General features: G+C 68.6%; 25 protein-coding genes. 12 read left to right on the top strand and 13 right to left on the bottom strand.

Annotated features, from left to right (window positions below; genetic code table 11):
* The first annotated feature begins 136 nt into the window (after positions 1-136).
* The 4 genes from M1105_RS16965 to M1105_RS16950 all read left to right on the top strand — a co-directional run bounded on the left by M1105_RS16965 (position 137) and on the right by M1105_RS16950 (position 4,421).
* Complete coding sequence (locus M1105_RS16965; RefSeq protein ID WP_249581566.1) at positions 137-1,189, top strand: ketopantoate reductase family protein; 1,053 nt, start codon at positions 137-139, stop codon at positions 1,187-1,189.
* Positions 1,190-1,332: 143 nt separating this feature from the next.
* The gene (locus M1105_RS16960) at positions 1,333-1,875 is read left to right on the top strand and encodes a carboxymuconolactone decarboxylase family protein (protein ID WP_249581565.1); all 543 of its coding nucleotides are present in this window, start codon (positions 1,333-1,335) and stop codon (positions 1,873-1,875) included.
* Between the two features lie 200 nt (positions 1,876-2,075).
* Positions 2,076-3,239: a mandelate racemase/muconate lactonizing enzyme family protein gene (locus M1105_RS16955; protein WP_249581564.1), complete on the top strand. Its 1,164-nt coding sequence runs from the start codon at positions 2,076-2,078 to the stop codon at positions 3,237-3,239.
* Positions 3,240-3,356: 117 nt separating this feature from the next.
* On the top strand, positions 3,357-4,421 hold the full coding sequence (locus tag M1105_RS16950; protein ID WP_249581563.1) for a YeeE/YedE family protein: 1,065 nt from the start codon (positions 3,357-3,359) through the stop codon (positions 4,419-4,421).
* 36 nt (positions 4,422-4,457) lie between these two features.
* On the opposite strand, the gene M1105_RS16945 is transcribed toward M1105_RS16950, so the two are convergent.
* The 11 genes from M1105_RS16945 to M1105_RS16895 all read right to left on the bottom strand — a co-directional run bounded on the left by M1105_RS16945 (position 4,458) and on the right by M1105_RS16895 (position 14,175).
* Positions 4,458-5,714, bottom strand: coding sequence for an NAD(P)/FAD-dependent oxidoreductase (locus M1105_RS16945; protein ID WP_249581562.1), 1,257 nt, complete (start codon positions 5,712-5,714; stop codon positions 4,458-4,460).
* Positions 5,715-5,756: 42 nt separating this feature from the next.
* Entirely contained in the window at positions 5,757-6,458 is a 702-nt protein-coding gene (locus M1105_RS16940) for a c-type cytochrome (protein WP_249581561.1), read from the bottom strand.
* Positions 6,458-7,498 carry a c-type cytochrome gene (locus M1105_RS16935; RefSeq protein ID WP_249581560.1) on the bottom strand — a complete coding sequence of 347 codons (1,041 nt, stop codon included), beginning with the start codon at positions 7,496-7,498 and terminating at the stop codon, positions 6,458-6,460. Before M1105_RS16935 ends, M1105_RS16940 begins: the two co-directional genes overlap by 1 nt.
* Positions 7,482-8,747, bottom strand: a complete 1,266-nt coding sequence (gene soxC, locus M1105_RS16930) for a sulfite dehydrogenase (RefSeq protein ID WP_249581559.1) — start codon at positions 8,745-8,747, stop codon at positions 7,482-7,484. The genes M1105_RS16935 and soxC overlap by 17 nt, the downstream gene beginning before the upstream one ends.
* 23 nt (positions 8,748-8,770) lie before the next feature.
* A complete protein-coding gene (gene soxB, locus M1105_RS16925) occupies positions 8,771-10,462 on the bottom strand; it encodes a thiosulfohydrolase SoxB (protein ID WP_249581558.1) in 1,692 nt (563 codons plus the stop codon).
* A gap of 124 nt (positions 10,463-10,586) precedes the next feature.
* Positions 10,587-11,438 (bottom strand): sulfur oxidation c-type cytochrome SoxA, encoded by an 852-nt coding sequence (gene soxA / locus M1105_RS16920; protein WP_249581557.1) that lies wholly within the window; start codon positions 11,436-11,438, stop codon positions 10,587-10,589.
* A gap of 36 nt (positions 11,439-11,474) precedes the next feature.
* Positions 11,475-11,804, bottom strand: a complete 330-nt coding sequence (gene soxZ, locus M1105_RS16915) for a thiosulfate oxidation carrier complex protein SoxZ (protein ID WP_249581556.1) — start codon at positions 11,802-11,804, stop codon at positions 11,475-11,477.
* Positions 11,805-11,823: 19 nt separating this feature from the next.
* Positions 11,824-12,243 carry a thiosulfate oxidation carrier protein SoxY gene (soxY, locus tag M1105_RS16910; RefSeq protein ID WP_249581555.1) on the bottom strand — a complete coding sequence of 140 codons (420 nt, stop codon included), beginning with the start codon at positions 12,241-12,243 and terminating at the stop codon, positions 11,824-11,826.
* A 29-nt stretch (positions 12,244-12,272) separates the two neighbouring features.
* The gene (gene soxX, locus M1105_RS16905; RefSeq protein ID WP_249581554.1) at positions 12,273-12,749 is read right to left on the bottom strand and encodes a sulfur oxidation c-type cytochrome SoxX; all 477 of its coding nucleotides are present in this window, start codon (positions 12,747-12,749) and stop codon (positions 12,273-12,275) included.
* A gap of 107 nt (positions 12,750-12,856) precedes the next feature.
* A complete protein-coding gene (locus M1105_RS16900) occupies positions 12,857-13,417 on the bottom strand; it encodes a thioredoxin family protein (protein WP_249581553.1) in 561 nt (186 codons plus the stop codon).
* Positions 13,418-13,434: 17 nt separating this feature from the next.
* Complete coding sequence (locus tag M1105_RS16895; protein ID WP_249581552.1) at positions 13,435-14,175, bottom strand: cytochrome c biogenesis CcdA family protein; 741 nt, start codon at positions 14,173-14,175, stop codon at positions 13,435-13,437.
* A 66-nt stretch (positions 14,176-14,241) separates the two neighbouring features.
* Between M1105_RS16895 and M1105_RS16890 the strand changes: the two genes are divergently transcribed.
* From M1105_RS16890 to M1105_RS16880, 3 genes are read left to right on the top strand one after another with little or no spacing between them, the layout of a single operon-like run.
* The gene (locus tag M1105_RS16890) at positions 14,242-14,619 is read left to right on the top strand and encodes a thioredoxin family protein (protein ID WP_249581551.1); all 378 of its coding nucleotides are present in this window, start codon (positions 14,242-14,244) and stop codon (positions 14,617-14,619) included.
* Positions 14,616-15,119, top strand: coding sequence for a GlcG/HbpS family heme-binding protein (locus M1105_RS16885; RefSeq protein WP_249581550.1), 504 nt, complete (start codon positions 14,616-14,618; stop codon positions 15,117-15,119). The genes M1105_RS16890 and M1105_RS16885 overlap by 4 nt, the downstream gene beginning before the upstream one ends.
* Positions 15,120-15,130: 11 nt before the next feature.
* Positions 15,131-15,475: an ArsR/SmtB family transcription factor gene (locus M1105_RS16880; protein WP_249581549.1), complete on the top strand. Its 345-nt coding sequence runs from the start codon at positions 15,131-15,133 to the stop codon at positions 15,473-15,475.
* A gap of 39 nt (positions 15,476-15,514) precedes the next feature.
* On the opposite strand, the gene M1105_RS16875 is transcribed toward M1105_RS16880, so the two are convergent.
* Both M1105_RS16875 and M1105_RS16870 read right to left on the bottom strand, forming a co-directional pair.
* Positions 15,515-17,167: a tetratricopeptide repeat protein gene (locus M1105_RS16875; protein ID WP_249581548.1), complete on the bottom strand. Its 1,653-nt coding sequence runs from the start codon at positions 17,165-17,167 to the stop codon at positions 15,515-15,517.
* A gap of 140 nt (positions 17,168-17,307) precedes the next feature.
* Positions 17,308-18,183, bottom strand: coding sequence for a LysR substrate-binding domain-containing protein (locus M1105_RS16870; protein WP_249581547.1), 876 nt, complete (start codon positions 18,181-18,183; stop codon positions 17,308-17,310).
* Positions 18,184-18,403: 220 nt separating this feature from the next.
* On the opposite strand from M1105_RS16870, the gene M1105_RS16865 reads away from it, so the two are divergent.
* From M1105_RS16865 to M1105_RS16845, 5 genes are all read left to right on the top strand, one after another.
* Positions 18,404-19,600: a 2-aminoethylphosphonate--pyruvate transaminase gene (locus tag M1105_RS16865; protein WP_249581546.1), complete on the top strand. Its 1,197-nt coding sequence runs from the start codon at positions 18,404-18,406 to the stop codon at positions 19,598-19,600.
* Positions 19,601-19,628: 28 nt separating this feature from the next.
* Complete coding sequence (gene phnA / locus M1105_RS16860; RefSeq protein WP_249581545.1) at positions 19,629-20,879, top strand: phosphonoacetate hydrolase; 1,251 nt, start codon at positions 19,629-19,631, stop codon at positions 20,877-20,879.
* Between the two features lie 5 nt (positions 20,880-20,884).
* Positions 20,885-22,342, top strand: a complete 1,458-nt coding sequence (phnY, locus tag M1105_RS16855; RefSeq protein ID WP_249581544.1) for a phosphonoacetaldehyde dehydrogenase — start codon at positions 20,885-20,887, stop codon at positions 22,340-22,342.
* Between the two features lie 143 nt (positions 22,343-22,485).
* Complete coding sequence (pbfA, locus tag M1105_RS16850; RefSeq protein WP_249581543.1) at positions 22,486-23,874, top strand: (R)-1-hydroxy-2-aminoethylphosphonate ammonia-lyase; 1,389 nt, start codon at positions 22,486-22,488, stop codon at positions 23,872-23,874.
* Complete coding sequence (locus M1105_RS16845) at positions 23,871-24,710, top strand: EamA family transporter (protein ID WP_249581542.1); 840 nt, start codon at positions 23,871-23,873, stop codon at positions 24,708-24,710. The genes pbfA and M1105_RS16845 overlap by 4 nt, the downstream gene beginning before the upstream one ends.
* Positions 24,711-24,920 lie beyond the last annotated feature (210 nt).

Below are 24,920 nucleotides of genomic sequence, written 5' to 3'. Positions count from 1 at the left end.
TTGTAAACGCTGTTAAGCCCACATCCTACACAGAAACCCGGTTCGTCATGCATCGCCCGCCCGGCAATGTTACCCAATTGGTCACGGCAAGGCGCCGTAGAGGCCCGACACCAACGGTGGCAGCAGGAGACCGTCCATGACACTCAAGATCCTCATTCTCGGCGCATCCTACGGCTCGCTGCTGGGCACCAAGCTGGCCATGGCGGGGCATGACGTGACGCTGGTCTGCCGCGCCGGCACCGCTGCGCTGATCAATTCCGAGGGCACCGAGGTCCGGATCAGGCTGAAGGGCGAGGACGCCCACCGCGCGATCCGCTCGGCCGATCTTCCCGGCCGCATCGACGCGGTGACGCCCGAAGCCGCCGATCCCGCCCGCTACGACCTCGTCGCGCTGGCGATGCAGGAGCCGCAATACTGCGCCCATGCCATCCGCACGCTGCTGGCCCGGATCGCCGAGGCGCGCGTGCCATGCCTGTCGATCATGAACATGCCGCCCCTGCCCTTCCTCAAGCGGCTGCCGGGCATCGACACCCGCGCGCTCGAGGGCGCCTTCACCGATGCGCGGGTCTGGGACCGCTTCGAGCCGGGGCTGGTCACGCTCTGCTCGCCCGATCCGCAGGCGTTCCGCCCCGAGGGCGAGGGGGCGAACGTGCTCCATGTCGGCCTGCCGACCAACTTCAAGGCCGCGGCCTTCGAGGATGCGCGCCACACCGAGATGCTGCGCCGGCTCGAGGCCGACATCGACGCCGTGACGCTGGACGGCCAGGACGTGCCGGTGAAGCTACGCGTCTCGGACTCGCTGTTCGTGCCACTGGCGAAGTGGAGCATGCTGCTGACCGGCAACTATCGTTGCGTCACCGCCTCGGGCGCGCGCGCGATCCGCGAGGCCGTGCATGACGATCTCGACCGCTCGCGCGCGATCTACGAGCATGTCGACATGCTCGCTCGCCGCCTCGGCGCCGAGCCCGACGCGCAGGTGCCCTTCGAGAAGTACGCCCGCGCGGCGGAAAGCCTGCTCAAGCCGTCCTCGGCCGCCCGCGCGGTGATGTCCGGCGCGCCCCTGATCGAGCGCGTGGACCGGGTGGTGCAGGCGATCGGGCGGCAGCTCGGCCTCGGGCACCCCGGGGTCGACGAGGTGGTCGCGCATGTCGACGCGGCACTCGCCCGCAACCGGGTCAAGGTCGCCTGACATTCTGCGAAGCCATTCGGCCCGAGGGGCGCCCGCGACAACGCGGCGCCCCTTCGCGCGTACCGAACGCAAATGGTCGTGGACCTTCGCCCGGCGGGCGGGCTGCGCTAGGCTGGCCTCTCCAGCAAGGCAGGAGGTGCCGGATGCCACTCGACCCCATCACCGACGACGACTGGCCGCCGGCCCTCGCGCACCTCAAGGACAGCTTCATCGGCCGCGGCAACGTCTATCGCGTAATGGCGCATCACCCGGCCCTGGTCAGCGCCTGGTCGGGCCTGCGGCAGCACGTGGTCACGCGCAACGCGCTGGGCGACGAGCGGCTGGAGGTCGTCATCCTGCGGGTCGGGCACCGGCTCGGGGCAGCCTATGAGTGGGATCACCACGTCGTCCGCGCGCGGAAGGCCGGCCTCTCGGACCGGCGGATCGCCGCGATGCGGGGCGCGCCCGATGCGATGGAGGGGGCTGACGCCCTGCTCGCGCGGGCCGTGGATGACCTCGTCGATCACGGGCGCCTGTCGGCCGGGCTCCAGTCGGGGATTTCGACGGAGCTTGGCACCGAGGCCATGCTCGACCTGATCGCGACGGTGGGCTTTTACACGACGCTCGCCTTCATCGTGAAAAGCTTCGACACCCCGCTCGACGCCGAAATTGCCGCCGAGCTGACGCGCGCGCCGCTCGCGCCCTGACGCATGGCCCGGCTCCGGCGAGAACGTGGGCTCGTCAGGCTCGCCAACGACCACGCGCAGGCCCGTCCGGCAAACGCCGCAGGTCGCGACATCGACCAGCAGCGCGCCTATCCCCAGCGTGCTGAAAGACCCCTCGCGTCGAGCCGCGCCGCGCGGCTAGGTTGAACGCCGCCCAACCCGACGCAGGAACGGAGCGAGAGATGCGCATCGTCGAAATCCGCGAGGTCACCCAGCCGATCTCGTCCCCGATCCGCAACGCCTATATCGACTTCAGCAAGATGACCGCGAGCGTCGTGGCCGTCGTCACCGACATCGTGCGGGGCGGCCGGCGGGTCGTCGGCTATGGCTTCAACTCGAACGGCCGCTATGGCCAGGGCGGGCTGATCCGCGAGCGATTCCGCGACCGCATCCTGGAAGCAGATCCCGCCAGCCTGCTCGACGACGAGGGCACGAATTTCGACCCCGGGCGCATCTGGGCCGCGATGATGCGCAACGAGAAGCCCGGCGGGCATGGCGAGCGGTCGGTCGCCGTCGGCACCATCGACATGGCGGTCTGGGATGCGGTCGCCAAGGTCGCGGGAGTTCCGCTCTTCCGGCTGCTGGCCGCGCGCAAGGGGCGCGAGGCCGACCCGCGGGTCTTCGTCTACGCCGCCGGCGGCTACTACTATCCCGGCAAGGACGACCGCGCGCTTTGCGCCGAGATGCGCAGCTACGTCGATCGCGGCTACACCGTCGTCAAGATGAAGATCGGCGGCGCCCGGATCGACGAGGACCGCCGGCGCATCGAGGCGGTGCTGGGCGAGATCGGCGCCGAGGCGCAGCTTGCCGTCGATGCCAACGGGCGCTTCGACCTCGAGACCGCGATCGCCTATGCCAAGATGCTGCGGGAGTACCCGCTGTTCTGGTTCGAGGAGATCGGCGATCCGCTCGACTATGCGCTGCAGGCCGCGATGTCCGAGTTCTACCCCGGCCCCATGGCGACCGGCGAGAACCTGTTCTCGCACCAGGATGCGCGCAACCTGCTGCGCCATGGCGGGATGCGGCCCGACCGCGACTGGCTGCAATTCGATTGTGCGCTGTCCTACGGGTTGGTGGAATACCTGCGCACGCTCGACGTGCTCGCGCAGTTCGGATGGTCGCCGGCGCGCTGCATCCCGCATGGCGGGCACCAGATGTCCCTCAACATCGCGGCCGGTCTGGGTCTTGGCGGCAACGAGAGCTACCCCGACCTGTTCCAGCCCTATGGCGGCTTTCCCGACGGCGTGCTTGTCGAGGAGGGGCATATCGTGATGCCGGACCTGCCCGGGATCGGCTTCGAGGGGAAGGCAGACCTGATCCGGGTGATGCGCGACCTCGCCGAGTGAGTGCTTCCTCCGCGCCCTCGGGCGCCCCCCGCGACATGTTGCAGCGGATGATCTGCGTCAATGCGCGCGCGCGCGCAGCCGGCAGGATGGGGCGAAATCCGCGACGGAACCTGGCGCATGTCCCTTCTCGACCTCATCGAAGCCGTGGGCGAAGGCCCGATGGCGGCCATCCTCGGGCTCGTGACCGGCGCGGTGTTCGGCGTGGCGGCGCAGCGCTCGGCCTTCTGCCTGCGTGCCGCGACGGTCGAGTTCGCGCGCGGCGAGCTTGGCGGACGCGTCGCGGTCTGGCTGCTCGCCTTCTCGACCGCGGTGGTATGGGTCCAGGCCGCCGAGGCGCTGGAGCTGTTCCGCCCGTCCGAGGCGCGTATGATGGCGGTGCCCGGAAGCTGGTCGGGGGCGATCATCGGCGGGCTGATGTTCGGCGCAGGCATGGTGCTGGCACGCGGCTGCTCGGGGCGGCTCCTGGTGCTCGCGGCCACCGGCAACCTGCGCTCGGTGATCTCGGGGCTGATCTTCGCGGTCGTGGCGCAGATGAGCCTTCAGGGCTGGCTCGCGCCGCTGCGCGACGGGCTCGCGCGGCTCTGGGTGACGCCGGGCGGGCGCAATGTCGACCTGCGCGCGCTCATGGGCCTGCCCGAATCGTCGGGCCTCGCGCTCGGCCTCGTCGCGGCGGCCGTGGCGCTCGTCCTCGCGCAGCGCAACCGGATCGGGCTTCGCACGCTGGTCTTCGCCTCGGGCGTCGGCTTTGCCGTGGCGCTGGGCTATGCCCTGACCTTCTGGCTGGCGCAGGTCAGCTTCGAGCCGGTCAGCATCACCTCGGCGACCTTTACCGGCCCGTCGGCGCGGACGCTGATGTTCTTCCTCGAGCCCCTGCCGGAGCTGGGCTTCGACGTGGGCCTGGTGCCGGGCGTGTTCCTCGGCGCCTTCGCGGCCGCCGCATCTGCGGGCGAGCTGAAGCTTCAGGGCTTCGAGGGCGCAGGCTCGATGCGCCGCGCCATGATCGGCGCCGCCCTGATGGGCTTCGGCGGCATGCTGGCCGGCGGCTGCGCGATCGGCGCAGGCGTCACCGGCGGCTCGATCTTCGTGGCCACCGCCTGGGCCGCGCTGACCTGCATGTGGATCGGCGCGGTGGCGACCGACTTCCTCGTCGATCAGGAGCGCGGCAGCCGGATCGCGGCATGAGGCGGGGACGGGCCAAGGCCCGCCCCCTGAAATGCCTCAGCCGAACATGTCCGCCGTGATCCCCGCATACCAGCCAAGGCTTTCCTCGAAGGTCGCCTTGCGCAGGCGCGCGTCCTCGCCGGTCTGGCTGATGAAGCTGTCGACGCTGGCGATCTTCTCGGGCGTGGGCTCGTAGGCGGCGCCCACCTTGACGCCATCCTCGGTCGCGATCAGGGACCAGCAGGTGTTGGAATACTTGGCGGGGAACACCCGCGAGCCGGTCAGCTCGCCCCGGATGGCATTCGCCGCCACCTTCGCCTGGCTGTTCGCGGCGAAGGCGGATTTCGGCATGTCGCCCTGCTGCGCCGCATCCCCCAGCACCGTGATCGCGGGGTCCATGCGCGAGCGCATGTTGCCGGGGTCGATCGGCGCCCAGCCGGCGTCGTTCGTCAGGCCCGCCATTGCCGCGATGTCGCCCGCGCGCTGGGCTGGGATGATGGTCGCGGCATCGACCTTCTCGACCTGGCCGTCCACCACGACCTCCATCGCCGCGGGCCGCACCTCGACATTCGCGCCGCCGAAGTCGGGGCCGATGCGGGTGATCATGCCGGGATAATGCTTTTGCCAGCCCTCCTCGAACAGCGCCTGCTTGGAATACTTGTCCTTGGGGTCGATCAGCAGGATCTTGGCCGTCGGGTTCCGCTGCTTGAGCAGATGCGCGATCATCGAGATCCGCTCGTAGGGTCCGGGCGGGCAGCGATAGGGATTGGGCGGCGCCACCATGGCGAAGACCCCGCCCTCGGGCAGCGCCTCGACCTTGGCGCGCAAAAGCCGGACCTGCTCGCCGCCCTTGTAGGCATGGGGCATGGCTTCGGCATCCGCGAGGCTCCAGCCCGGAACCGAGCCCTCGACGAAGTCGATCCCGGGCGAGACGACCAGGTGATCATAGGGCAGCTTCTCGCCGCCCGCGGTCGCGACCACGCGCGCGTCGCGGTCGACCCCGGCGGCGCGGTCCGCCACCAGCCGCACGCCATGCGCCGAAACGAGCCGCTCGTAGCCATGCCCAAGCGAGTCGTAGTCGCGGAAGCCGCCGACATAGAGGTTCGAGAAGAAGCAGGTGTGATAGGTCGCGTTCGGCTCGACCAGCGTCACGTCGAGCGCGCCCTTCCCGTCGCGCGCCAGATACCGCGCGGCGGTGGCCCCGCCCGCGCCGCCGCCGATCACGACGACGCGCGGCCGCGCCTGACCGATCGTGGCGGGTGCCGCCACGATGGCTGCGGTTGCTCCCAGAAACGCACGCCGGCTCCAGCTCATGGCAACATCCTCCCCATCAACGCCGTCACGGGCGGACGGCTTTCATTCTTCCAGCGTAGCAAAATATGCGGCGAGTGCGGCGATTTCCTCGTCGCCGAGGCGTCCCGCGATCATCTGCATCACCGGGTGCGGCCGCACCCTGGCCTTGTAGGCATGCATGGCGACGACGAAATGCTCGACCGGCCATTGCGTGATGCTGGGGATGCCGTCATAGCCGCCGCTCGCCTGATGGCAGGTGCGGCACTCGGCCGACAGGTATTCGCCATACTCGCTGTCGCCGTTGAGCGCGAGGATCTCGGGCGGGACCGTGTAGATCTCGCGCCGCGCGGTCGGCTCGGCCTCGGGGATGTCTCGCGGGTTGTCGGAGAAACCCCTCAGGTAGGCCAGCACGTCTGCGCGGTCCTGCGGGTCGTCGAAGCCCGCAAAATTCATCCGCGTGCGCGAGACCAGCGCGCGCGGGTTTTCGAGATAGGCGTCGAGCGTCTCGAGCGTCCACACCAGCCCGTCCGCGCCCATGCGCGCGAGGCCCTCGGAATAGTCGTAGCCCTCGACCGAGCCCGCCCTGCGCCCGAACACCCGGTTGAGATGCGGGCCGGTGGCGTCCTGCGCCCCCGGCCCGACCTCGTGACATCCGGCGCATTCGTCGAACAGCGCCGCGCCGCGCTCGCGGTCGCCGATCTCAGACGCCGCCGCTGGCGCGGCGAGCGCGGCGAGGACGGGAAGGGCCGCGAGGCCTTTGCGCATCAATCCTCCGCGAAGGTCGACAGATACGCGATCACGGCGGCGCGCTGATCGGCATCCTTCATGCCACCATACGCCATGCGGGTGCCCTTCATGAAGCCCCGCGGGTCGGCGAGGAATGCATCGAGCGCCTCGGGCGTCCACACGAGCCCGGTCTCGACCTTCTCGGCCATCGCCTTCGAGTACTTGAAGCCCTCGGCCTTCCCGGCCGCGTGGCCGACGACGCCGTTGAGCGCCGGCCCCGTGCCGTTCTTGGCACCCTCGCCGACCTTGTGGCAGGCCTGGCAGGCGCGGAACGCCTTCTCGCCGGCCGCGACCTGCTCGGGGCTCACGGCGGGAACCGCCGGCTCGGGCGTCGCGGCGGCGACTTCTGCGGCCGGCTCGGCCGTGGGCGCGGCAGCGCGGCGCTCGCGCGCCGCGGTGTCCTCGGGCGTCACGTCGATCACGGCGGCGCGCGCGGTGATCTCGACCGTCTCCTTGCAGTTCTCCATGCAGGGCTCGCGCGTGAAGGCGGGAAGTTCCACCTCGTCGCGGTCGTCCATGAAGAAGTTCTCCTCGTTCGGCAGCCGCACCTCGGCGAAGTTCTCGCGGCTCAGCTCGAAGTCGTCCTCGACCAGATCGTTGAGGTAGAGCAGGTAGGCGGTGATCGCATAGACGTCGTCGTCGCTCAGCGACTGCGCGTTGCCGAAGGGCATGGCGCGATGGACGTAGTCATAGACCGTCGACAGATACGGCCAGTACGAGCCGATGGTCTTGTTCGGGTCCTCGTGGTTCAGCGTCCCCTGCCCGCCCGCGAGCACCGGCCAGCGGCCGACCGCCTCGCCGAAGTCACCATGGCAGACGGCGCAGTTGTCGATGTAGAGCCCTTCGCCCGTCATCACGTCGCCCCGCCCCTCGGGCAGGCCCTGCCCGTCGGGGCGCACGTCGATGTCCCAGGCGGCGATCTCCTCGGTCAGCGCCGGGCGGCCGAGCCCCAGCCTGTCGGCGGCGGCGGGCGTCGCGACGAGCGAGAGCGCGAGCGTGGCCTCAAGAAATCTCGACATTCTCGGCCTCTCCCTTCTCGTTCACGTACCAGGTCTGGATGCCATTGTTGTGGTAGATCGACTCGACACCGCGGAAGGCGCGCAGCTCGTCCTTGGTGGGCTGGACGTAGCCGGTCGAGTCGTGCGCGCGCGACTGCAGCAGCAGGGGCGAGCCGTCCCAGTCGAACTCGAAGTAGAAACGGTGCATCGACTTGTCGAGCGACGGCCCGTCCATGCGTGCCTGGTACCAGTTCTTGCCGCCGTCGATGGTCACGTCGACCCGCGGGATGGTGCCGCGCCCCGACCATGCGACGCCGGTCAGGACAGTCCGGCCGCGGCCATGCGTGATCGGCGCCTGCGGCGAGGGGTTGGTGATCACGGATTTCGCGTCCATCACCCAGGTGAAGCGCCGCGCCTTCCCGCCTTCCAGCAGGTCGGTGTATTTCGACGTCTCCTCGCGGTGGTGCCAGGGCTCGTCGCCGACCTCGATGCGGCGCAGCCACTTGACCCACATGTTACCTTCCCAGCCCGGCACGACCAGCCGAAGGGGATAGCCCTGCTCGGGCCTGAGCGCCTCGCCATTCATCTTGAAGGCCACGAGGCAGTCGTCCATCGCCTTCTCGATCGGGATCGAGCGCGTCATGCCCGAGGCATCGCCCCCCTCCGGCAGGATCCACTTGCCGTTGGTGCGCACGCCCGCCTCGTCCAGCAGGTGCTTCAGCCGGACGCCGGTGTACATGACGTTGTGGATCATGCCGTGGGTGTATTGGCAGCCGTTGAGCTGAGCGCCGCGCCACTCCATGCCCGAGTTCGCCGCGCATTCGAGGAAATAGACCCGGTTCTCGCGCGGGAAGCGCATCAGGTCCGCCATCGTGAACACCAGCGGCGTGTCCACCAGCCCGTTGATCATCAGGCGGTGCTTCGCGGGGTCGATCTCGGCGATGCCCGCGTGGTGGCGCTCGAAGCACAGCCCGTTCGGCGTGAGGATGCCGTCGAGTTCGTGCAGCGGCGTGAAGTTGACCGAGCTGATCGGGTCGGCGGTCAGCCACGCCACGTTGCGCCGCACCACATGCGCCTCGAACTGCGACGGCTTGCCATAGGGCCGGGCATCGACGCCCTCGCCCAGCTCCGTCATCCAGGGTTGCAGCTCGGTGATCGCGGGGTCCGGGCCGGCGGCGCGGGCCAGCGTTCCCGACGCCAGCGCCGCCGCGCTCCCGGCAAGCCCCGCCCTGAGGAAATCGCGCCGCGAGGCGCCGCTCCTGTCGGTCATCTTGCGCTCCTTCGTGCTCGTCGTCATGCGCCGGACACCTTCACCGAGGTGTTGGGCTCCACCGTCACGGTGCCCTTGCGCTTGAGGTAGGATTCGACCACGTCCCAGATCGCCGGCCCCTCGGTCTCGGGGTTCACGCTCGCCCAGCCCGAGACGACATAGGTTTGCGCCGGGTCGATCGGCTCGCCGGTCCTGAGCAGCGTCATGTTGGAGATGCGCGAGCCCATCGGCTTCGACACGTCGATGTCGTAGCCCATGCCGCCCACGCGCACCATGTCGCCGCCCTGCTGGTAATAGGGGTCGGGGTTGAACAGGTTGTCGGCCACGTCCTCCATGATCGTGTGGAGGAACTCGCCGGTCATCTCGCTGCGATAGGCAGACGGGTAGCTCATGGCGGTGGCATTCATCAGGTCCTCGCGCCTGATCGGCTCGCCCGGCAGCAGGCTGGGGCCCCAGCGGAAGCCGGGCGAGAGCGCGATGTCGGCCTCGCGCTCCTCCAGCAGGGCCTGGCAGATCAGGTCGTCCCAGGTGCCGTTGAAGTTGCCGCGGCGGTAGAGCAGGCTCTCGGTCGTGCCCAGCACCTCGTCGAGGTCGGCCTGGAAGGGCGCGCGGTGGCCGTCGATCAGGGCCGTCATCTCGGGGTCCGGCGCGATCACGTCGGAGAAGATCGGGATCAGCTTGTGGCGGAAGCCCATCATCCGCCCCTCGCGCACGTCGAGATCGACGCGCGAGACGAACTTGCCGTTCGAGCCCGAGGCGATGACCAGCGTGTTGCCGACGATCACCGGCTCGGGCAGCGCGTCGTGGGTGTGGCCGGTCAGGATGACGTCGATCCCCGGCACGCGCCCGGCCATCTTGCGGTCGACGTCGAAGCCGTTATGCGACAGCACCACCACGAGGTCGGCGCCGGCGTCGCGCACCTCCTGCACCACCTCGGCCATGCGCTCCTCGCGGATGCCGAAGGACAGCTTGGGGAACATCCAGCCCGGGTTCGCGATCGGCATGTAGGGGAAGGCCTGGCCGATGACGGCGACCTTGGCGCCGCCCCGCTCGAAGATCTTGTAGGGCTCGTAAGCGGGCTCGTCCCACTCGGCGTCGAAGATGTTCGCGCCCAGGAAGGGGAACGGCAGGCTGTCGACGATCTCGGTCACGCGGTCGATGCCCAGCGTGAATTCCCAGTGGCTGGTCATCGCCTCGACGCCAAGCTTGTTCATCACGTCGACCATGTCCTGGCCGTTGGTGCGCAGCGCCGTGAGCGAACCCTGCCAGGTGTCGCCGCCGTCGAGGATGATCGCCTCGGGCCGCTCGGCGCGGATCGCCTTCACCACGGTCGCCACGCGGTCCATGCCGCCCATCCGGCCGTAGCCGCGGGCGAGTGCGACGAAATCCGGGTAGGTCAGCGCGTAGGCATGGGGGCTGCCGCTCTCGATGCCGAACATCTTCTGGAAATCGGCGCCCGTGACATGCGGCGGCTTGCCCGCTGCCTCGCCCACGCCGAGATTGATCTCGGGCTCGCGGAACCAGACGGGCTTGAGCTGGGCGTGCACGTCGGTGATGTGGATCAGCGTGACGTTGCCCAGCGGCTCGAACGCCAGAAGCTGATCCTGGCCCAGCGCCTGCTGCGCCGCCAGCCTCGACCACTTGCCGACGCCCGAGGCACCCCAGATGGCCGAGGCCGCCACGGTGGCCTGCAGGAAATCGCGCCGCGAAATCATCCCGTTGTCTCCGTCATCAGACATGCCTGTCGCGTGCGGCGCAAGGCATGCTTGCCCCCCGCCCGTTCGATCGGCACAGGTGAAAAGGGTCGGTGGCCCGCCCCCGCGGGGGCGGGCATGTGCGTCACTGCCTGACCGCGGGTCCTTCGACCGAGAGGCCCTGGCCGCGCGAGGCGACATAGAGCTCGAGCGCCACGAACTCGGGCGAGCCGATCTCGAAGGGCTCGCCACGAGTGTCGCGGATGCAGCCCTTGAAGCGGTTGTGCATCGAGACGAGGTTCGTGGTGCGGAAGCGATAGACCGGGAAGCCGTTGGTCTGGCCCTGGCTCAGATGGTCGGCCCGGATGTAGCGGCCGTTGTTATCCTCGTGGCAGTTCGCGCAGGACAGCTCGAGCTGGCCATAGCGGGTGTAGTAGATCTCCTTGCCCTTCTCCCAGAACGGGGCGGCCGGGCCGTCGATCGCCACGTTCATCGGCAAGCCACGCGAGACCGACGAGATCAGCGCGGTCATGTCACGCATGTCCTGGCTGTCCCATTTCCACGCCTCGGCGCCCATCCGCTCGGTGCGGCAGGCATTGACATACTGCTCGAGCGCCCAGAGCTCGCCGTTGTTCGGGTTGACCTTGGGCATGGTCGGACGGACGCCGGCCATCGACTCGGGGTCGTTGTGGCAGGACGCGCAGGACTTGCCCTCGGTGCCCTCGGGCGTCGACCAGACGGCGGCCGCGGCCTCGACATGCAGCATGGCGGGGTTCTCGAAGTCGTCGCGCTGCATGTCGCGCGTCTCGGTCTCGCGGTAGAGCCAGCCCGAGCGCACGACGTCGAACACGTCCTTGAGGTGATCCGGCGCCGGTGCCACCGTGATCATCTCGATCTCGTCGTTGATGACCAGCGTGTCGTCCACCGGGTCGGCCTTGGCCGCGCCCGCCACAGCGGCAAGCGCGACAAGTCCGATCAGGGCGTATTTCTGAGACATGGGTTCCTCCCTGCTCGCTTCGGCTGACCCGAAGTCTCAGCTCACGGTGATCGCTTCGGTGGTCTCGTAGACCGAGCCGTCGTCGTCATACCAGGTGAACTTGAAACTTCCCGACGCAGGCACCTTGGCCTCGAACTCGACGTAAGGGTTCGTCGAGATCGCGGGCTCGAGCGTCGCGTCCAGAACCATCTCGCCCTCGAATTCGCAGGTGAAACGGTTGATGATCTGGCGGGGGATGAGGTTGCCGTCCTTGTCCTTGCGCTGACCGCTCTCCATCGGATGCGAGATCAGCGTCTTGATGACGACCGCCTCGCCCGCCTTGGCGGTTTTCGGGACACGGACCCGGGGCTTTACGTTCTCGGCCATTTTCTCGTCCTCTCTCGTCTCAGCCGCCGCAGCCGCCGATGGTGACCTTGACCTCGTTCGCCGTCCTGACGAACGAGCCGTCCGCCATCTTCGCGACGGCGATGACCTGCTGGGTGCCCGCAAGCCGGATCCGCGTGGTCGCCGACTGGCTGGCCGCGAGCGGGCCAAAGTTGAAGGTGCCGACGCCGGGGTTCGGGTTGCCGGCGGCGAGCAGCATGATCGACACCGCCCCCGGGGCCGAAACCGTCACCGGCACGGTGTTACCGTTCTCGGCGATCTCGGGCGTGGTCAGCGTGATCCCGCCCTCGCCGATCGCCGCACCGCCGGTGAAGGCGGCGAGCGCCTCGTCGACGGCCGCCTGCGCGGCACCGAAGGGCAGCAGCATGGTAGCCGCAAAGCCCGCACCCAGCGCCAGCGCGCCTCGTCTGGTCAATTGCATATGTTTCCTCCGTGCCATGCGGCTCTGGTTCATTCCTTGAGTGTCATCAGGTAGGCGACCACGTCCTCGATTTGCTGTGCCGTCAGCAGCGGCGGCAGCGGCTCGGCGGCGGGCTTGGTGGTGAAGGCGTCGCCGGGGCGGACGTATCCGGTGGTCTTGTAGAATGCCGGCATCACCGTGCCCTCGAAGATCTTCTTGGCGTTGGTGACGATGCCGCGCAGCTCGGCCTCGTTCCAGCGATCGGCCACGCCGTCCAGCGACGGGCCGACATCGCCGTGGAACTGCACGTCATGCGCCATCTCGCTCACGGCGTGGCAGGCCACGCAGTTCCCCGCCGAGCGCGACGAGAAGACCTTGCGCCCCTCGGCCGCATTTCCGGGCGCGCCGGTCAGCGACGCGGCGACCTCCCCGTTCTCGCCGACCTTCATGTCGGCAGGCGCCGTCTCGGCCAGGGCGGCTCCCGCCAGTGAGCAGCCGACGAGCAGCCCCAACATGCCGCGAATCATGTTCTTCCTCCCGCTGGTCATTTTCACAGACCCCTAATGGGATTTGGCGTCCGACGCAACGAGAAATATATTTGTTTGCATGTAAAGAAAGTTGCGAGCGATTGCGTTCACTCGGTGGCGCCGTCCAGGTGCCGGGCGTGATACTTCTGGAAGTGCTCGCCGCTGTCGTAGCCGCGCTCCAGCACCCAGGTCAGCAGGTTCCGCGTGGTCAGCTTGCTGAAGACCCCGGGCATGACCGCGACGGCCGCCTGGGCCGCGGTGCCCCCCTCCGGAATCGCCTCGGGCATGAACATCATCGTGGGGGTGAACAGCACGCCCCAGCGCGCCGCCATGTCCTTCTCGGACAGCACTGTACCGTCGAAGTCGGTCACCTCGACATCGCCGAACAGGTTCATCTGCACGACGAAGTAATGCTCGCGGATCAGCGCGTCGATCTGCGGGTCGGGAAAGATCTCCTCGTGCATCTTGGAGCAGTAGAGGCAGCCGCGCTGCTCGAAGATCACCAGCATCCGCTTGCCCTCGGCATTGGCCTCGGCAAGGTCCTCGGCCATCACCCTGAAGGTGTCGCGAAGCCAGTCGGGCTTGTGCAGGCCGTCATCCCCCAGCGTCGCGGAAAGGGCCGGAAAGGCCAGCGCGGCAAGCAGGCATGCCGAGGCGAAGATGCGCATGTCGTCCTCCCAAGGGTTCATCCGACCGTGGTGAACCACGGCACGTTTCTGATCATCCAGTCGGCGATGTAAGTCAGCGAGTTCGTAGAGATGAGCGCCGCGAAGACGATCAGCATCGCGCCCATCGCCTTCTCGACATGCCCCAGATGCCGGCGATGCCGTTGCAGCCACGACAGGAAGGGCCGCGCGAAGAACGCCGCGACCACGAAGGGAAAGGTCATCGCGAGGCCATAGACCATCAAGAGCGCCCCGCCCTGCGCGATGTCGCCCATGCCCGAGGCGATCATCAGGATGGCCGCCAGCGCCGGGCCCACGCAGGGGGTCCAGCCGAACCCGAAGGCGAGGCCCATCACATAGGCGCCGATCAGCGTCGAGGGCTGCGTGCCCGCATCGATCCGCGCCTCGCGGTAGAGAAACGGAATGCGCAGGATGCCAAGGAAATGGAGCCCGAACAGGAACAACACCGCGGCCGCGACATAGGCAAGCTGGTTCTTCCACTGCGCGAAGGCCTGCCCCAGCGCCGTCGCCCCCATTCCCAGCAGCACGAAGATCGTGGTGACGCCCAGCGCGAACACCGCCGACTGGGTCACCAGCCGCCGCTGCGCGCCCGGCGCGATGGTCTGGTCGCCGCGCAGTTCATGCACCGAGATGCCGGCGAGGTAGCACAGGTAGAACGGCACCATCGGGAGGATGCAGGGCGACAGGAACGACAGGAGCCCCGCCAGCGCCGCTCCCCCAAATGTGATGCCGAGGTCCATTCGGTGCCCTTGCCTTCCCGACGCATAAAGAGATATAAAATTATCTATAAATCGTGGGACGCGTCAATGACCGCCGTTCGAACTGGCCTTCTTGCCGCAGTGCTGGCACTCGCGGCGCCCGCTGCAGCCGAAGTGCGGCTCGTGATGATCGAGCAGCCCGGATGCAACTGGTGCGCCCGCTGGGACGCCGAGGTCGGCGACGCCTACGCGCTGACCGACGAGGGCCGCGCCGCGCCGCTGCGCCGGGTCGACCTGCGTTCGCCCCTGCCGAGCGACCTGCGCTTCCACCGACCCGCCGTGTTCACGCCGACCTTCGTGCTGGTATCCGACGGCATCGAGATCGGCCGCATCGAGGGCTATCCGGGCGAGGATTTCTTCTGGCCCCTGCTGGCCAACCTGATCGACTCGCTTCCACCCGAACAACGCAGGGAGACCGACGAATGAGACGCTTGCTGGCCGCGACCGCCATCGCACTTGCCCCGCTGGGGGCGCAGGCCCAGGACGAGGGCGGCGCCTTCGTCGAGGTCAAGCTGCTCAAGCCCGAGCTTGCGCTCGAACTGGCCGTCGCGGCGATGGAGAGCTGCCGGGCCGGCGGCTACCAGGTCGGCGTCGCCGTGGTCGACCGCTTCGGCGTGCTGCAGGTGTTCCTGCGCGACCGCTTCGCGGGCCCGCATGTCGAGGAAATCGCCCAGCGCAAGGCCTGGACGGCGGTCAGCTTCCGCACCGACACGCTCGCGCTGGACCACGAGACGCGCGACGGCAGCCTTTCGGCCGGGATCCGCGATTCGGCCCGGGCAATCGCGCTGGGCGGCGGGGTGCCCATCCTGGCCGGGGACGGCGCGCTTCTGGGCGGCGTGGGCGTCTCGGGCGCGCCCGGCCCGGACATCGACGACGAGTGCGCGCGCGCCGGCATCGCCGCGATCGAAGACGAAATCGCATTCTGAGGACCGCCAGCATGGACGCGAGCGTCGACGGACAACAATCTGGCGAGGCAACCGATCTCGATCCCGAGGAGATGGCCCGCAACGTCGAAGAAGCGGCAGCCATGCTCAAGGCGATGAGCCATTCCGGGCGGCTCCTGATCCTCTGCTTCCTCTCGGGCGGCGAGAAGTCGGTGACCGAGCTAGAGAACCTTCTGAACTGGGAGCAGGCGGCCGTGAGCCAGCAGCTTGCGCGCCTGCGGCTGCAGGGCCTCGTGACCACCCGTCGCGATGGCAAGGCGATCTACTACTCGCTCTGCGACGAGCGCGCGCGCGCGCTCCTCGGCACGCTGCACGAACTGTTCTGCGCGCCCCACTGAGGCGCGCGCTCGAAGCCGCCGAACCTCCCTCCCCACTCCTTACTCCGCCGCAGCCCTCGCACAGAAGCACGACGCCCGGACCGGCATGTCGGCACGCGCCGCGGCAATGTCGAGGCGCTGCCTGATCAGCCGCGACTCGATCGTCTCGCCGCGCCGCGCCAGGCAGTCGTGCAGGCCCCGCAGGCTCCAGACGTTGTCGGGATGGATGGTCGCGCGCGACAGCGCCCCGCCGAGGCCGAGGTCCTCGCGATAGACCGCCTCGGCTTCCTCGACCCGGCCCTGCTCGAACAGCAGGGCCCCAAGGGCATGGCGCGTCGGCTGGATCCAGCCCCAGGGCTCGTCATAGGGCAGGTTGTCGTCGAGCTCGACCGACCGGCGAAGATGCGCGAAGGCAAGATCGTGGTTCCCCTTGCGGTACTCGATCTCGCCATTCAGCATTTCCTCGGCGATCGCCAGCAGGTCGAGACAGGTGTTGTTGTGCAGGAGCCTGCTCTCGGGCACCCGCTCGCGCGCCGCGAGAAAGCGGGCCTTCTCCTGCTCGGCCGCCTCGATCTCGCCCAGCGCGGCGTGGGCCACGCCCTTCGAGTAATGCATGCTGGCCGTGGTCATGCAGTAGAGCTCGCGGTCCTCGGGAAGCTCCTGCGCGATGATCTCGCGCCATTTTCCAAAGCGGATGAAGACATGCTGTTTCATCGAGATGTAGCTCTCGATGAAGTCGGCCATCGGCGGCGTCGGCAGGCGCAGCAGTTCCTCGGGCGTCGTCTCGATCAGCTCCTCGGCCGCGGCCAGCGCCGGCTCGTACTGGCCGAGGAACATCGCCCCGTAGATGGCGAAATGGTAGTTGTGGATGCGGTAGGCCGAGTAGAAGTTCAGCGCCCCGTGCCTGTCGTAGTACTTTCGGTCGGCCTCGATCCCCTTCTGGTTCCAGTAGAGGACGTCACGGTACTGGCCGCACAGGATGTCGATATGCGTCGGCATGTGGACCAGGTGGCCGGCATCGGGCACCAGCGTGCGCAGGACGTCCCCCGCGCGGAGCGCAAGCTCGGGGAAGGGCGACATCTCCATGAGGTGGACATAGAGGTGAAGGATCCCCGCATGGCGCATTGCCGTCGGGTCGTCCCGCATCGCGCGTTCCAGCACCTCGCGCGCCTCGGCGGTCCCGGCGCCGGGCGCGACGCCCCCGGTCCGCAGGTCCCACATCCGCCACGGCGTGCGGTTCAGGATCGCCTCGACGAAGATCGTCGCGACCTCGAGGTCGTCGGGGAACGCGCGATAGACATCCCGCATCGCGTCGGCAAAGGCGTCGTTCCAGGGCTCCTGCGCCTCGATGGGATCGCGCTGCGGGTAACGTGCCGGCAGCGCCTCGATCAGGGCGCGCTCGACGGGCGTGACCCTGCCCGCCAGCCGCATCGCCGCGGCGGTTTCATCGAAGGCGGCGGCCAGCGCCTGCGCCTTGCCGTCCGGGTCGAAATGGCGCCACTCCATGTTGTAGTTCGGGCCGACCGCGTAGGCGATGCCCCAGTGCGCCATTGCGCAGTCGGGATCGTGTTCCAGCGCGCGCCGGAAACACTCGATGGCTTCCTCGTGGTGATAGCCGAAGGTCCAGACCAGCCCGCGGTCGAACCAGAGCTGCGCCTCGGCCGAGGCCGTCGTGATCGGGCGCGAATAGACGTCGACATCGAAATAGCTCATCAATCCCCCTCCCCGTCTTCGCCTCGCCGATGCGGAAATGCACCCGGCAGTATGCCGTCGCGGCGGTCGCGAAATTCGGTTGCGTCGGGATCCTAGCACAGGTGGCGGTACGGGGACGACCCCGCGGGCGGGCGCCCCTCTCAGCGAGCCGTCGCGAGCCTGCGCGCGATCTCGAAGAAGGCATGAACCAGCTTGCCGCCACGCCGCTCACGCAGGCAGATCAGGGCCTCGTCCATCCGCATCGCCTCGGCCCCCTCGATCGGGATCAGGACGAGACGCGGGTCCTCGCCGAACTCGGCGGCCGAGACGAAGCCAACCCCTGCCCCGGAGGCCACGATCTCGCGCACCGCCTCGCGTCCCTCCGCCTCGATGGCGGGGACCAGCGCATACCCGGCCGCGGCGGCCCCCTCCTCGAGCTTGCGGCGCGTCTTCGAGCCCTCCTCGCGCATCACCAGCGGCAGGCCGGCGAGGTCCGCGAAGGTGAACGACGCCCGCCCGGCCAGCGGATGATCCGCCGCCACGAAGGCCGAGATCGCGGTGGCGTTGAGATGCAGCGTCTCGAACTCGCGCGCCTCGGGCACTTCGCCCAGCACGCCGATGTCGGCGTCATAGCGGAACAGGCTTTCGATCACGGTCTGGGTGTTGCCGGCGCGGATCGAGATGCGCACGCCGGGATACTTCTCGCGGAACCGGGCCAGGATGTGCAGCAGGTGGTGAGCGCTGTCGGCCACGATCCGCAGCGTTCCCGCCCTCAGCGCCCGGCTCTCGGACAGAAGCTCCAGCGCCTGCTGCTCGTTGTCGAACATGCGCCGCGTGATCTCGAGCAGGCGCTCGCCGCTCGGGGTAAGTGAGACCTGCTTCTTGTGGCGGTTGAAGAGGAGCACGTCATACTCCTCCTCGAGCTTGCGCACCTGGTCCGAGATCGCCGGCTGGGTAAGGCGCAGCTCCTCGGCGGCGCGCGAGAAGCCGCCGCAGATCGCGACATGGTGGAATGCCCTCAGCTGGACGTAGCGCACGGCACCTCTCGATAAATTCCATCGATATCAGTAGCTACGCCAACGACGCGGCTTATGGATCGCAACTGCACCGGCCGCGTCCTGCGGAGAACGCATGCCGCCCAGCGGCCTGCGATAGAAGCACAGAAAAACCAATGGTTCGATACGAAATATCGATTTTACGAATGACGCGCCGGCCACGATGATGGCGCCCGACGCATCTTCCCGCGAGAGGGACCCCATGTCCGCGACCCGCACTACGCCCGAGCCGCTTCCCGCCCCGAAGCTGGGCGAGCCCTACCTGCTCACGCCCGGTCCGCTGACCACCGCCTTCGAGGTCAAGGAGGCGATGCTGCGCGACTGGGGTTCCTGGGACGCCGATTTCCGCGCCATGACGGCGCAACTGTGCGAACGGCTGGTCGCGCTGGCCGGCGACACGCGCGGCGAGTTCGCCTGCGTGCCGATGCAGGGCTCGGGCAGCTTCGCGGTCGAGGCGATGCTGGGCAGCTTCGTGCCTCGCGACGGCAAGGTGCTGGTGCTGGCGAACGGCGCCTATGGCCTGCGCGCGGCCGAGACGCTGCGTTACCTGGGGCGCGCGCACACGCTGATCGACAAGGGCGACTACATGCCCCCGCGCGGCGACGAGGTGGGCGCGGCACTCGACGCCGACCCCGCGATCACCCATGTGATGGTCATCCACTGCGAGACCTCGTCCGGCATCCTGAACCCGGTGGCCGAGATCTCGGAGGCCGTCTATGCCCGCGGCCGAAAGCTGCTGGTCGATTCGATGAGCGCCTTCGGCGCCATCCCGCTCGACGTGAACCAGATCCGCTACGAGGCGATGGTGTCCTCGGCCAACAAGTGCATCGAGGGCGTGCCGGGCTTCGGCTTCGTGATCGCCCGGAAGTCCGAGCTCGAGGCCGCGAAGGGCAACAGCCACTCGCTCTGCCTCGATGTCCATGCGCAGTGGGCCTACTTGGTCAAGACCGGGCAGTGGCGCTACACGCCGCCCACCCATGTGGTCGCGGCCTTCCTCAAGGCGCTGGAAATGCACGCGGCCGAGGGCGGCGTCGCCGGGCGCGGCGCGCGCTATGCCCGCAACCGCGACGTGATGGTCGAGGGGATGCGGGCGCTCGGCTTCGAGACGCTGCTGAAGGATCGCTGGCTGTCGCCGATCATCGTGACCTTCTTCTGTCCCGCCGATGCGGCCTTCTCCTTCAGCCGGTTCTATGACCTGATGAAGGCCAAGGGCTTCATCATCTACCCGGGCAAGCTGACGGTCGTGGACTCGTTCCGCGTCGGCTGCATCGGGCGGATGGACGAGCACGTGATGCGCCGCGTCGTGGCGGCGGCGGCCGAGGCGCTGGCCGAGATGGGCGTCGCGAGCGCGGCCCCCCCGGCCGCGGCGATCGCCGAGCGCGCGCGGCTCGCGGCCTGAGCCCGGACTGACAATGGAAGGCAGGACAATGAACGAGACCACCCGCATGACCGTCACGGCGAACGGCCGCAGCTATCCCTGGCCGAAGGTGCCGGCCATCGCCATCTGCCTCGACGGCTGCGAGCCCGCCTATCTCGACGCGGCCATTGCCGATGGGCTGATGCCGACGCTGGCGCGGATGCGCGAGACGGGGACGGCACGGATCGCGCATTCGGTGATCCCGTCCTTCACCAACCCAAACAACCTTTCGATCGCGACCGGCGCGCCGCCCGCCGTGCACGGGATCTGCGGCAACTACCTCTACGACCCCGAGACAGGGGCCGAGGTGATGATGAACGACGTGCGCTTCCTGCGCGCGCCCACGATCTTCAGCCAGTTCTACGAGGCGGGCGCGCGCGTCGCCATCGTCACCGCCAAGGACAAGCTGCGCGCGCTGCTGGGCGCCGGGCTGCGGTTCGACGAGGGCCGGGCGATCTGCTTCTCGTCCGAGAGGTCCGACACCACCACGAAGGCCGAGAACGGGATCGACAACGCGAGCGCGTGGCTCGGCCGGCCGGTGCCCGAGGTCTATTCGGCGGATCTCTCGGAATTCGTGTTCGCCGCCGGCGTCAAGCTGCTGCGCGAGTGGCAGCCCAACGTGATGTACCTGACGACCACTGACTACGTGCAGCACAAGCACGCGCCCGAGGACGCCGAGGCCAAGGACTTCTACCGCATGTTCGACGGCTACCTTGCCGAGCTCGACGCGCTGGGCGCAGCCATCGTCGTGACCGCCGACCACGGCATGAAGCCCAAGCACCTCGCCGATGGCTCGCCCGCGGTGGTCTATGTGCAGGACCTGCTCGATGGCTGGCTGGGCAAGGACGCGGCGCGCGTGATCCTGCCGATCACCGACCCTTACGTGGTCCACCACGGGGCGCTCGGCTCGTTCGCCACCGCCTACCTGCCCGCCGGCGCCGACACCGGTGACGTGATGGCAAGGTTGCGGGCGGTTGAGGGGATCATCCTTGTCATAGACAAGGCCGAGGCCGTGCGCCGCTTCGAGCTGCCGGCCGACCGGATCGGCGACATCGTGATGGTTTCGGGCGAGAACATGACCATCGGCACCTCGGCACACCGCCACGACCTCGCCGCGCTGAAGGAGCCCCTGCGCAGCCATGGCGGGCTGACCGAGCAGGAGGTGCCATTCATCGTGAACCGCCCCATCGAGCTGCCGCAGGCGCCCAAGCTGCGCAATTTCGACGCCTTCTTCTACGCCACCAACGCCGCCGCGAAGTGAGCTCCATGCTGACGAAATCCCCCCCCATCGCGCTGCGCCACGAGGCAATGCGCATCGCCGGGCGCAAGGTCGACACTGCCGACCGCGTCCCGGTCCACTACCCCTACACCGACGAGGTGATCGGCTCGGTCCCCGCGGGCACGGCCGAGCATGCGCGCGAGGCCTTCGAGATCGCGGCGGCCTACCGGCCCACCCTGACCCGCTACCAACGGCAGCGGATCCTGCTCAACATCGCGCGCATCATCGACGAGCGGAAGGCCGAGCTCGCGCCGATCATCACGGCCGAGCTTGGCATCTCGCTGGCGGATTCGATGTACGAATGCGGGCGGGCCTATGACGTCTACACGCTGGCCGGGCAGCTCTGCATCCTCGACGACGGCGAGATCTTCTCCTGCGACCTGACCCCGCACGGCAAGGCGCGCAAGATCTTCACGACGCGCGAGCCCTTGCGGGCGATCTCGGCCATCACGCCGTTCAACCACCCGCTCAACATGGTGAGCCACAAGATCGCGCCGGCGATCGCCACCAACAACTGCATCGTGGTGAAGCCCACCGAACTGACGCCGCTGACCGCGATCTGGCTGGCGGACGCGATCTACGAGGCGGGGCTGCCGCCCGAGATGCTGTCTGTCGTCACCGGCTGGCCGGGCGACATCGGCGACGAGATGATCACCAACCCGCATGTCGAGCTGATCACTTTCACCGGGGGCGTGCCAGTCGGCAAGATGATCGCGGCCAAGGCCGTCTACAAGCGGCAGGTGCTGGAACTGGGCGGCAACGACCCGCTGATCATCTGCAACGACCTGAGCGACGCCGACCTTGCCAAGGCCGCCGACCTCGCGGTGGCGGGGGCCACCAAGAACTCGGGCCAGCGCTGCACGGCGGTCAAGCGCATCCTGTGCCAGGAGAGCGTGGCCGACCGCTTCGTGCCGCTGGTGCTGGAGCGGGCGAAGCGGCTGCGCTTCGGCGACCCGATGGACCCCGCGACCGAGCTGGGCACGGTGATCCACGCAAGGGCCGCCGAGACCTTCGAGCGGCGCGTCCACGAGGCGGCGGCTCAGGGGGCGAAGGTGCTCTACGATCCGGGCCGCAAAGGCGCCCTGCTGCCGCCCATCGTGGTCGATCACGTGCCGCACGAGAGCGAGTTGGTGATGGAAGAGACCTTCGGCCCCGTCATCCCCGTGGTCCGCGTGCCGGACGACGACGAGGCCACGATAACGATCTCGAACTCGACCGCCTTTGGCCTCTCGTCGGGGGTCTGCACCAACGACTGGCGGCGGATGCAGGGCTATATCCGGGGGCTGAACGTCGGCACGGTGAACATCTGGGAGGTGCCGGGCTACCGCATCGAGATGTCGCCCTTCGGCGGCATCAAGGACAGCGGCAACGGCTACAAGGAGGGCGTCATCGAGGCGATGAAGTCCTTCACCAACGTCAAGACCTTCTCGCTGCCTTGGGGGTGAGCGGGGAGGATTTTGCGCGAGAAGTCATTCTCAAGGCATTGACCTGAATAAATTTTTCAAAAAGCGCGGCGCGCACGCGACCCCGTGAGGGGTGGCGTTCGCGCCGCGCGGGTTGCGTGCGGGCATGGCGGGAAGGCGGGGACGTGAGCGGGACCAGAAGCGGCGGGCGCGGGGCGACGGGCCCGATCCAGCACACCGAGGGCGAGTCGAACAGCTCGGCCGCGCGCCGGGCATGGGCGGCGCGCCACCCCGACGCCGCGACGCGCGAGCTGCTGGCACGCGACGCGGACGCCTTCCTGCACCAGAGCCTTTCGTCCCCTTGCCTCTCGACGATCGTCAAGGCCGAAGGCATCTGGATCGAGGACACCGCCGACCGGCGCTACATGGATTTCCATGGCAATTCGGTCCATCACATCGGCTATGCCCATCCGCGGCTGGTGGCGGCAATCAAGGACCAGCTCGACACGCTCAGCTTCTCGCCGCGGCGCTTCACCAACGAGGTCTCGGTCGAGCTGGCCGAGACGCTGGGCCAGATGGCGCCGGGCGACCTTGGCAAGGTGCTGTTCACCACGGGCGGCTCGGACGCGAACGAGGTGGCGCTGAGGCTCGCACGCGCCGCCACGGGGCGGTTCAAGACCGTCAGCTTCTGGGACGCCTTCCACGGCGCGGGCTTCGGCGCGGCGAGCGTGGGCGGCGAGGCGACGTTCCGCAGCCACATCGCGGGGCCGCTGCTGCCGGGGGCCGAGCATGTCGCGCCCTTCCACTGCTATCGCTGCCCCTATGGCCATCCCGGCCCGGCGACCTGCGGGCTGGCCTGCGCGAAGATGGTCGACTACGTGCTGGCGCGCGAGGGTGACGTGGCCGCAGTGATCGCGGAACCCATGCGCGCCGTGCCCATCGTGCCGCCGCCCGGCTTCTGGCAGGCGGTGCGCGCGGCCTGCGACCGGCACGGGGCGCTGCTGATCCTCGACGAGATCCCCACCGGGCTGGGCAAGACCGGCCGGATGTTCGCCTTCGAGCATGACGAGGTGGTGCCCGACATCGTGACGCTGGGCAAGGCGCTGGGCGGCGGCATCCTGCCCATCGCGGCGGTGGTGGCGCGGCGCGACCTCGACGTGGCGGGCGACTTTGCGCTGGGCCATTACACGCACGAGAAGAACCCGGTGACGGCACGCGCGGCGCTGACCACGATCGCCATCATCCGCGAGGAAGGGCTGGTCGAGCGCGCGGCGGAGCTTGGCGCGCACGCGCTGGCGCGGCTGGGCGAGCGGCTGGCACCCTGCCCCATCGCCGGCGACATCCGCGGCCGCGGCCTGATGTTCGGGGTCGAGATCGTCGAGGACCGCGACAGCCGCGCCCCCGCCCCCTGGCGGGCCGAGCGGATCTATTACCGCTGCCTCGAGGCGGGGCTCAGCTTCAAGATCAGCGCCGGCTCGGTGCTGACGCTCTCGCCGCCGCTGACGATTGCGCGCGACGACCTCGACCGCGCGCTGGAGATCGTCGGGGAGGCCATCCTGGCGGAGTCCGAATGAGCGCCTACGCGCTCGCCCTGGTGCTGTCGGCCGCCTTCATGCACGCAAGCTGGAACGCGCTGGTCAAGTCGGCGACCGACCGGGCGGCGGTGCTGGCGGGGGTGGCGCTGTCGCATGTCTTCGTCGGCGCCGCGCTGGCGGCCATGGCGCCCCTGCCCGCGATGGCGAGCTGGCCGTCGATCGCCATCTCGACGGCGACGCATTACGCCTATTACCTGCTGCTGTTCCATTCCTACCGGCTGGGGGATCTGAGCCAAGTCTATCCCATCTCGCGCGGGATAGCGCCGGCGCTGGTGGCGCTGTCGGCCTTCCTGCTGATCGGCGAGAGCCTTTCGCCCGCCGGCTGGGCGGGCGTGGCGGCGGTGTCGGCGGGGATCGGCCTGCTGGCGTTGCAGCGGGGTGCCGCCAGCGCGCCGCGCGGCAGCGTGGCGCTGGCGGTGACGCTGGGGATGTGCATCGCGCTCTATTCCACCGCCGACGGGATCGGCGTGCGGCTGTCGGAAAGCCCGCTGGGCTATATGGGCTGGCTGTTCATCCTGGAGGCGCCGGTGCCGCTGGCCGTCGCGCTGCACCGGCACCGCACCAGGGCGGGCGTGAGCCGGCAGGTCGTCCTGCTCGGGCTGATCGGGGGGCTTCTGTCGGTTTCGGCTTATGGAATCGTTCTTTACGTCAAGTCCTTCGCGCCGCTGGGGGCGGTATCGGCGGTGCGCGAGTCGAGCGTCATCATCGCGGCGCTGATGGGCGTGGTGCTGTTCGGCGAGCGGCCGTGGAAGGGGCGGATCACCGCCGCCGCCATCGTGGCCGGCGGCGTGATGGCGCTCGCGGCCGGATCGTGAGCGCCATCGGAAGAATCGTTCGAGACATAAGTCGAATAGATTTTACTTATTGTTCATAGCTTCACAAACTTCCGCCACAATGAGACGCTGTGCGCACGGACGGACGGCTTCCCCGCAGGTCAGCCCGGACAACCCGGACACCTGCCCGCGAGGGTCCGACGAACGTTCGACGCAGCCCCAGGCGCGTTCGACACGTCATTGAAAATCGAC

It is taken from the genome of Thermohalobaculum sediminis (genome assembly GCF_023487995.1).
Taxonomy (GTDB): domain Bacteria; phylum Pseudomonadota; class Alphaproteobacteria; order Rhodobacterales; family Rhodobacteraceae; genus Thermohalobaculum; species Thermohalobaculum sediminis.
Note: the sequence above shows the minus strand (reverse complement) of the source record. Positions and strands in the feature narration are given on the sequence as shown.

Bases quoted from the DNA above. Each gene is read 5' to 3' on its own strand.
- M1105_RS16965 (WP_249581566.1), top strand. From the start codon at position 137: ATGACACTCAAGATCCTCATTCTCGGCGCATCCTACGGCTCGCTGCTG.
- M1105_RS16960 (WP_249581565.1), top strand. From the start codon at position 1,333: ATGCCACTCGACCCCATCACCGACGACGACTGGCCGCCGGCCCTCGCG.
- M1105_RS16955 (WP_249581564.1), top strand. From the start codon at position 2,076: ATGCGCATCGTCGAAATCCGCGAGGTCACCCAGCCGATCTCGTCCCCG.
- M1105_RS16950 (WP_249581563.1), top strand. From the start codon at position 3,357: ATGTCCCTTCTCGACCTCATCGAAGCCGTGGGCGAAGGCCCGATGGCG.
- M1105_RS16945 (WP_249581562.1), bottom strand. From the start codon at position 5,714: ATGAGCTGGAGCCGGCGTGCGTTTCTGGGAGCAACCGCAGCCATCGTG.
- M1105_RS16940 (WP_249581561.1), bottom strand. From the start codon at position 6,458: ATGCGCAAAGGCCTCGCGGCCCTTCCCGTCCTCGCCGCGCTCGCCGCG.
- M1105_RS16935 (WP_249581560.1), bottom strand. From the start codon at position 7,498: ATGTCGAGATTTCTTGAGGCCACGCTCGCGCTCTCGCTCGTCGCGACG.
- soxC (WP_249581559.1), bottom strand. From the start codon at position 8,747: ATGACCGACAGGAGCGGCGCCTCGCGGCGCGATTTCCTCAGGGCGGGG.
- soxB (WP_249581558.1), bottom strand. From the start codon at position 10,462: ATGATTTCGCGGCGCGATTTCCTGCAGGCCACCGTGGCGGCCTCGGCC.
- soxA (WP_249581557.1), bottom strand. From the start codon at position 11,438: ATGTCTCAGAAATACGCCCTGATCGGACTTGTCGCGCTTGCCGCTGTG.
- soxZ (WP_249581556.1), bottom strand. From the start codon at position 11,804: ATGGCCGAGAACGTAAAGCCCCGGGTCCGTGTCCCGAAAACCGCCAAG.
- soxY (WP_249581555.1), bottom strand. From the start codon at position 12,243: ATGCAATTGACCAGACGAGGCGCGCTGGCGCTGGGTGCGGGCTTTGCG.
- soxX (WP_249581554.1), bottom strand. From the start codon at position 12,749: ATGATTCGCGGCATGTTGGGGCTGCTCGTCGGCTGCTCACTGGCGGGA.
- M1105_RS16900 (WP_249581553.1), bottom strand. From the start codon at position 13,417: ATGCGCATCTTCGCCTCGGCATGCCTGCTTGCCGCGCTGGCCTTTCCG.
- M1105_RS16895 (WP_249581552.1), bottom strand. From the start codon at position 14,175: ATGGACCTCGGCATCACATTTGGGGGAGCGGCGCTGGCGGGGCTCCTG.
- M1105_RS16890 (WP_249581551.1), top strand. From the start codon at position 14,242: ATGACCGCCGTTCGAACTGGCCTTCTTGCCGCAGTGCTGGCACTCGCG.
- M1105_RS16885 (WP_249581550.1), top strand. From the start codon at position 14,616: ATGAGACGCTTGCTGGCCGCGACCGCCATCGCACTTGCCCCGCTGGGG.
- M1105_RS16880 (WP_249581549.1), top strand. From the start codon at position 15,131: ATGGACGCGAGCGTCGACGGACAACAATCTGGCGAGGCAACCGATCTC.
- M1105_RS16875 (WP_249581548.1), bottom strand. From the start codon at position 17,167: ATGAGCTATTTCGATGTCGACGTCTATTCGCGCCCGATCACGACGGCC.
- M1105_RS16865 (WP_249581546.1), top strand. From the start codon at position 18,404: ATGTCCGCGACCCGCACTACGCCCGAGCCGCTTCCCGCCCCGAAGCTG.
- phnA (WP_249581545.1), top strand. From the start codon at position 19,629: ATGAACGAGACCACCCGCATGACCGTCACGGCGAACGGCCGCAGCTAT.
- phnY (WP_249581544.1), top strand. From the start codon at position 20,885: ATGCTGACGAAATCCCCCCCCATCGCGCTGCGCCACGAGGCAATGCGC.
- M1105_RS16845 (WP_249581542.1), top strand. From the start codon at position 23,871: ATGAGCGCCTACGCGCTCGCCCTGGTGCTGTCGGCCGCCTTCATGCAC.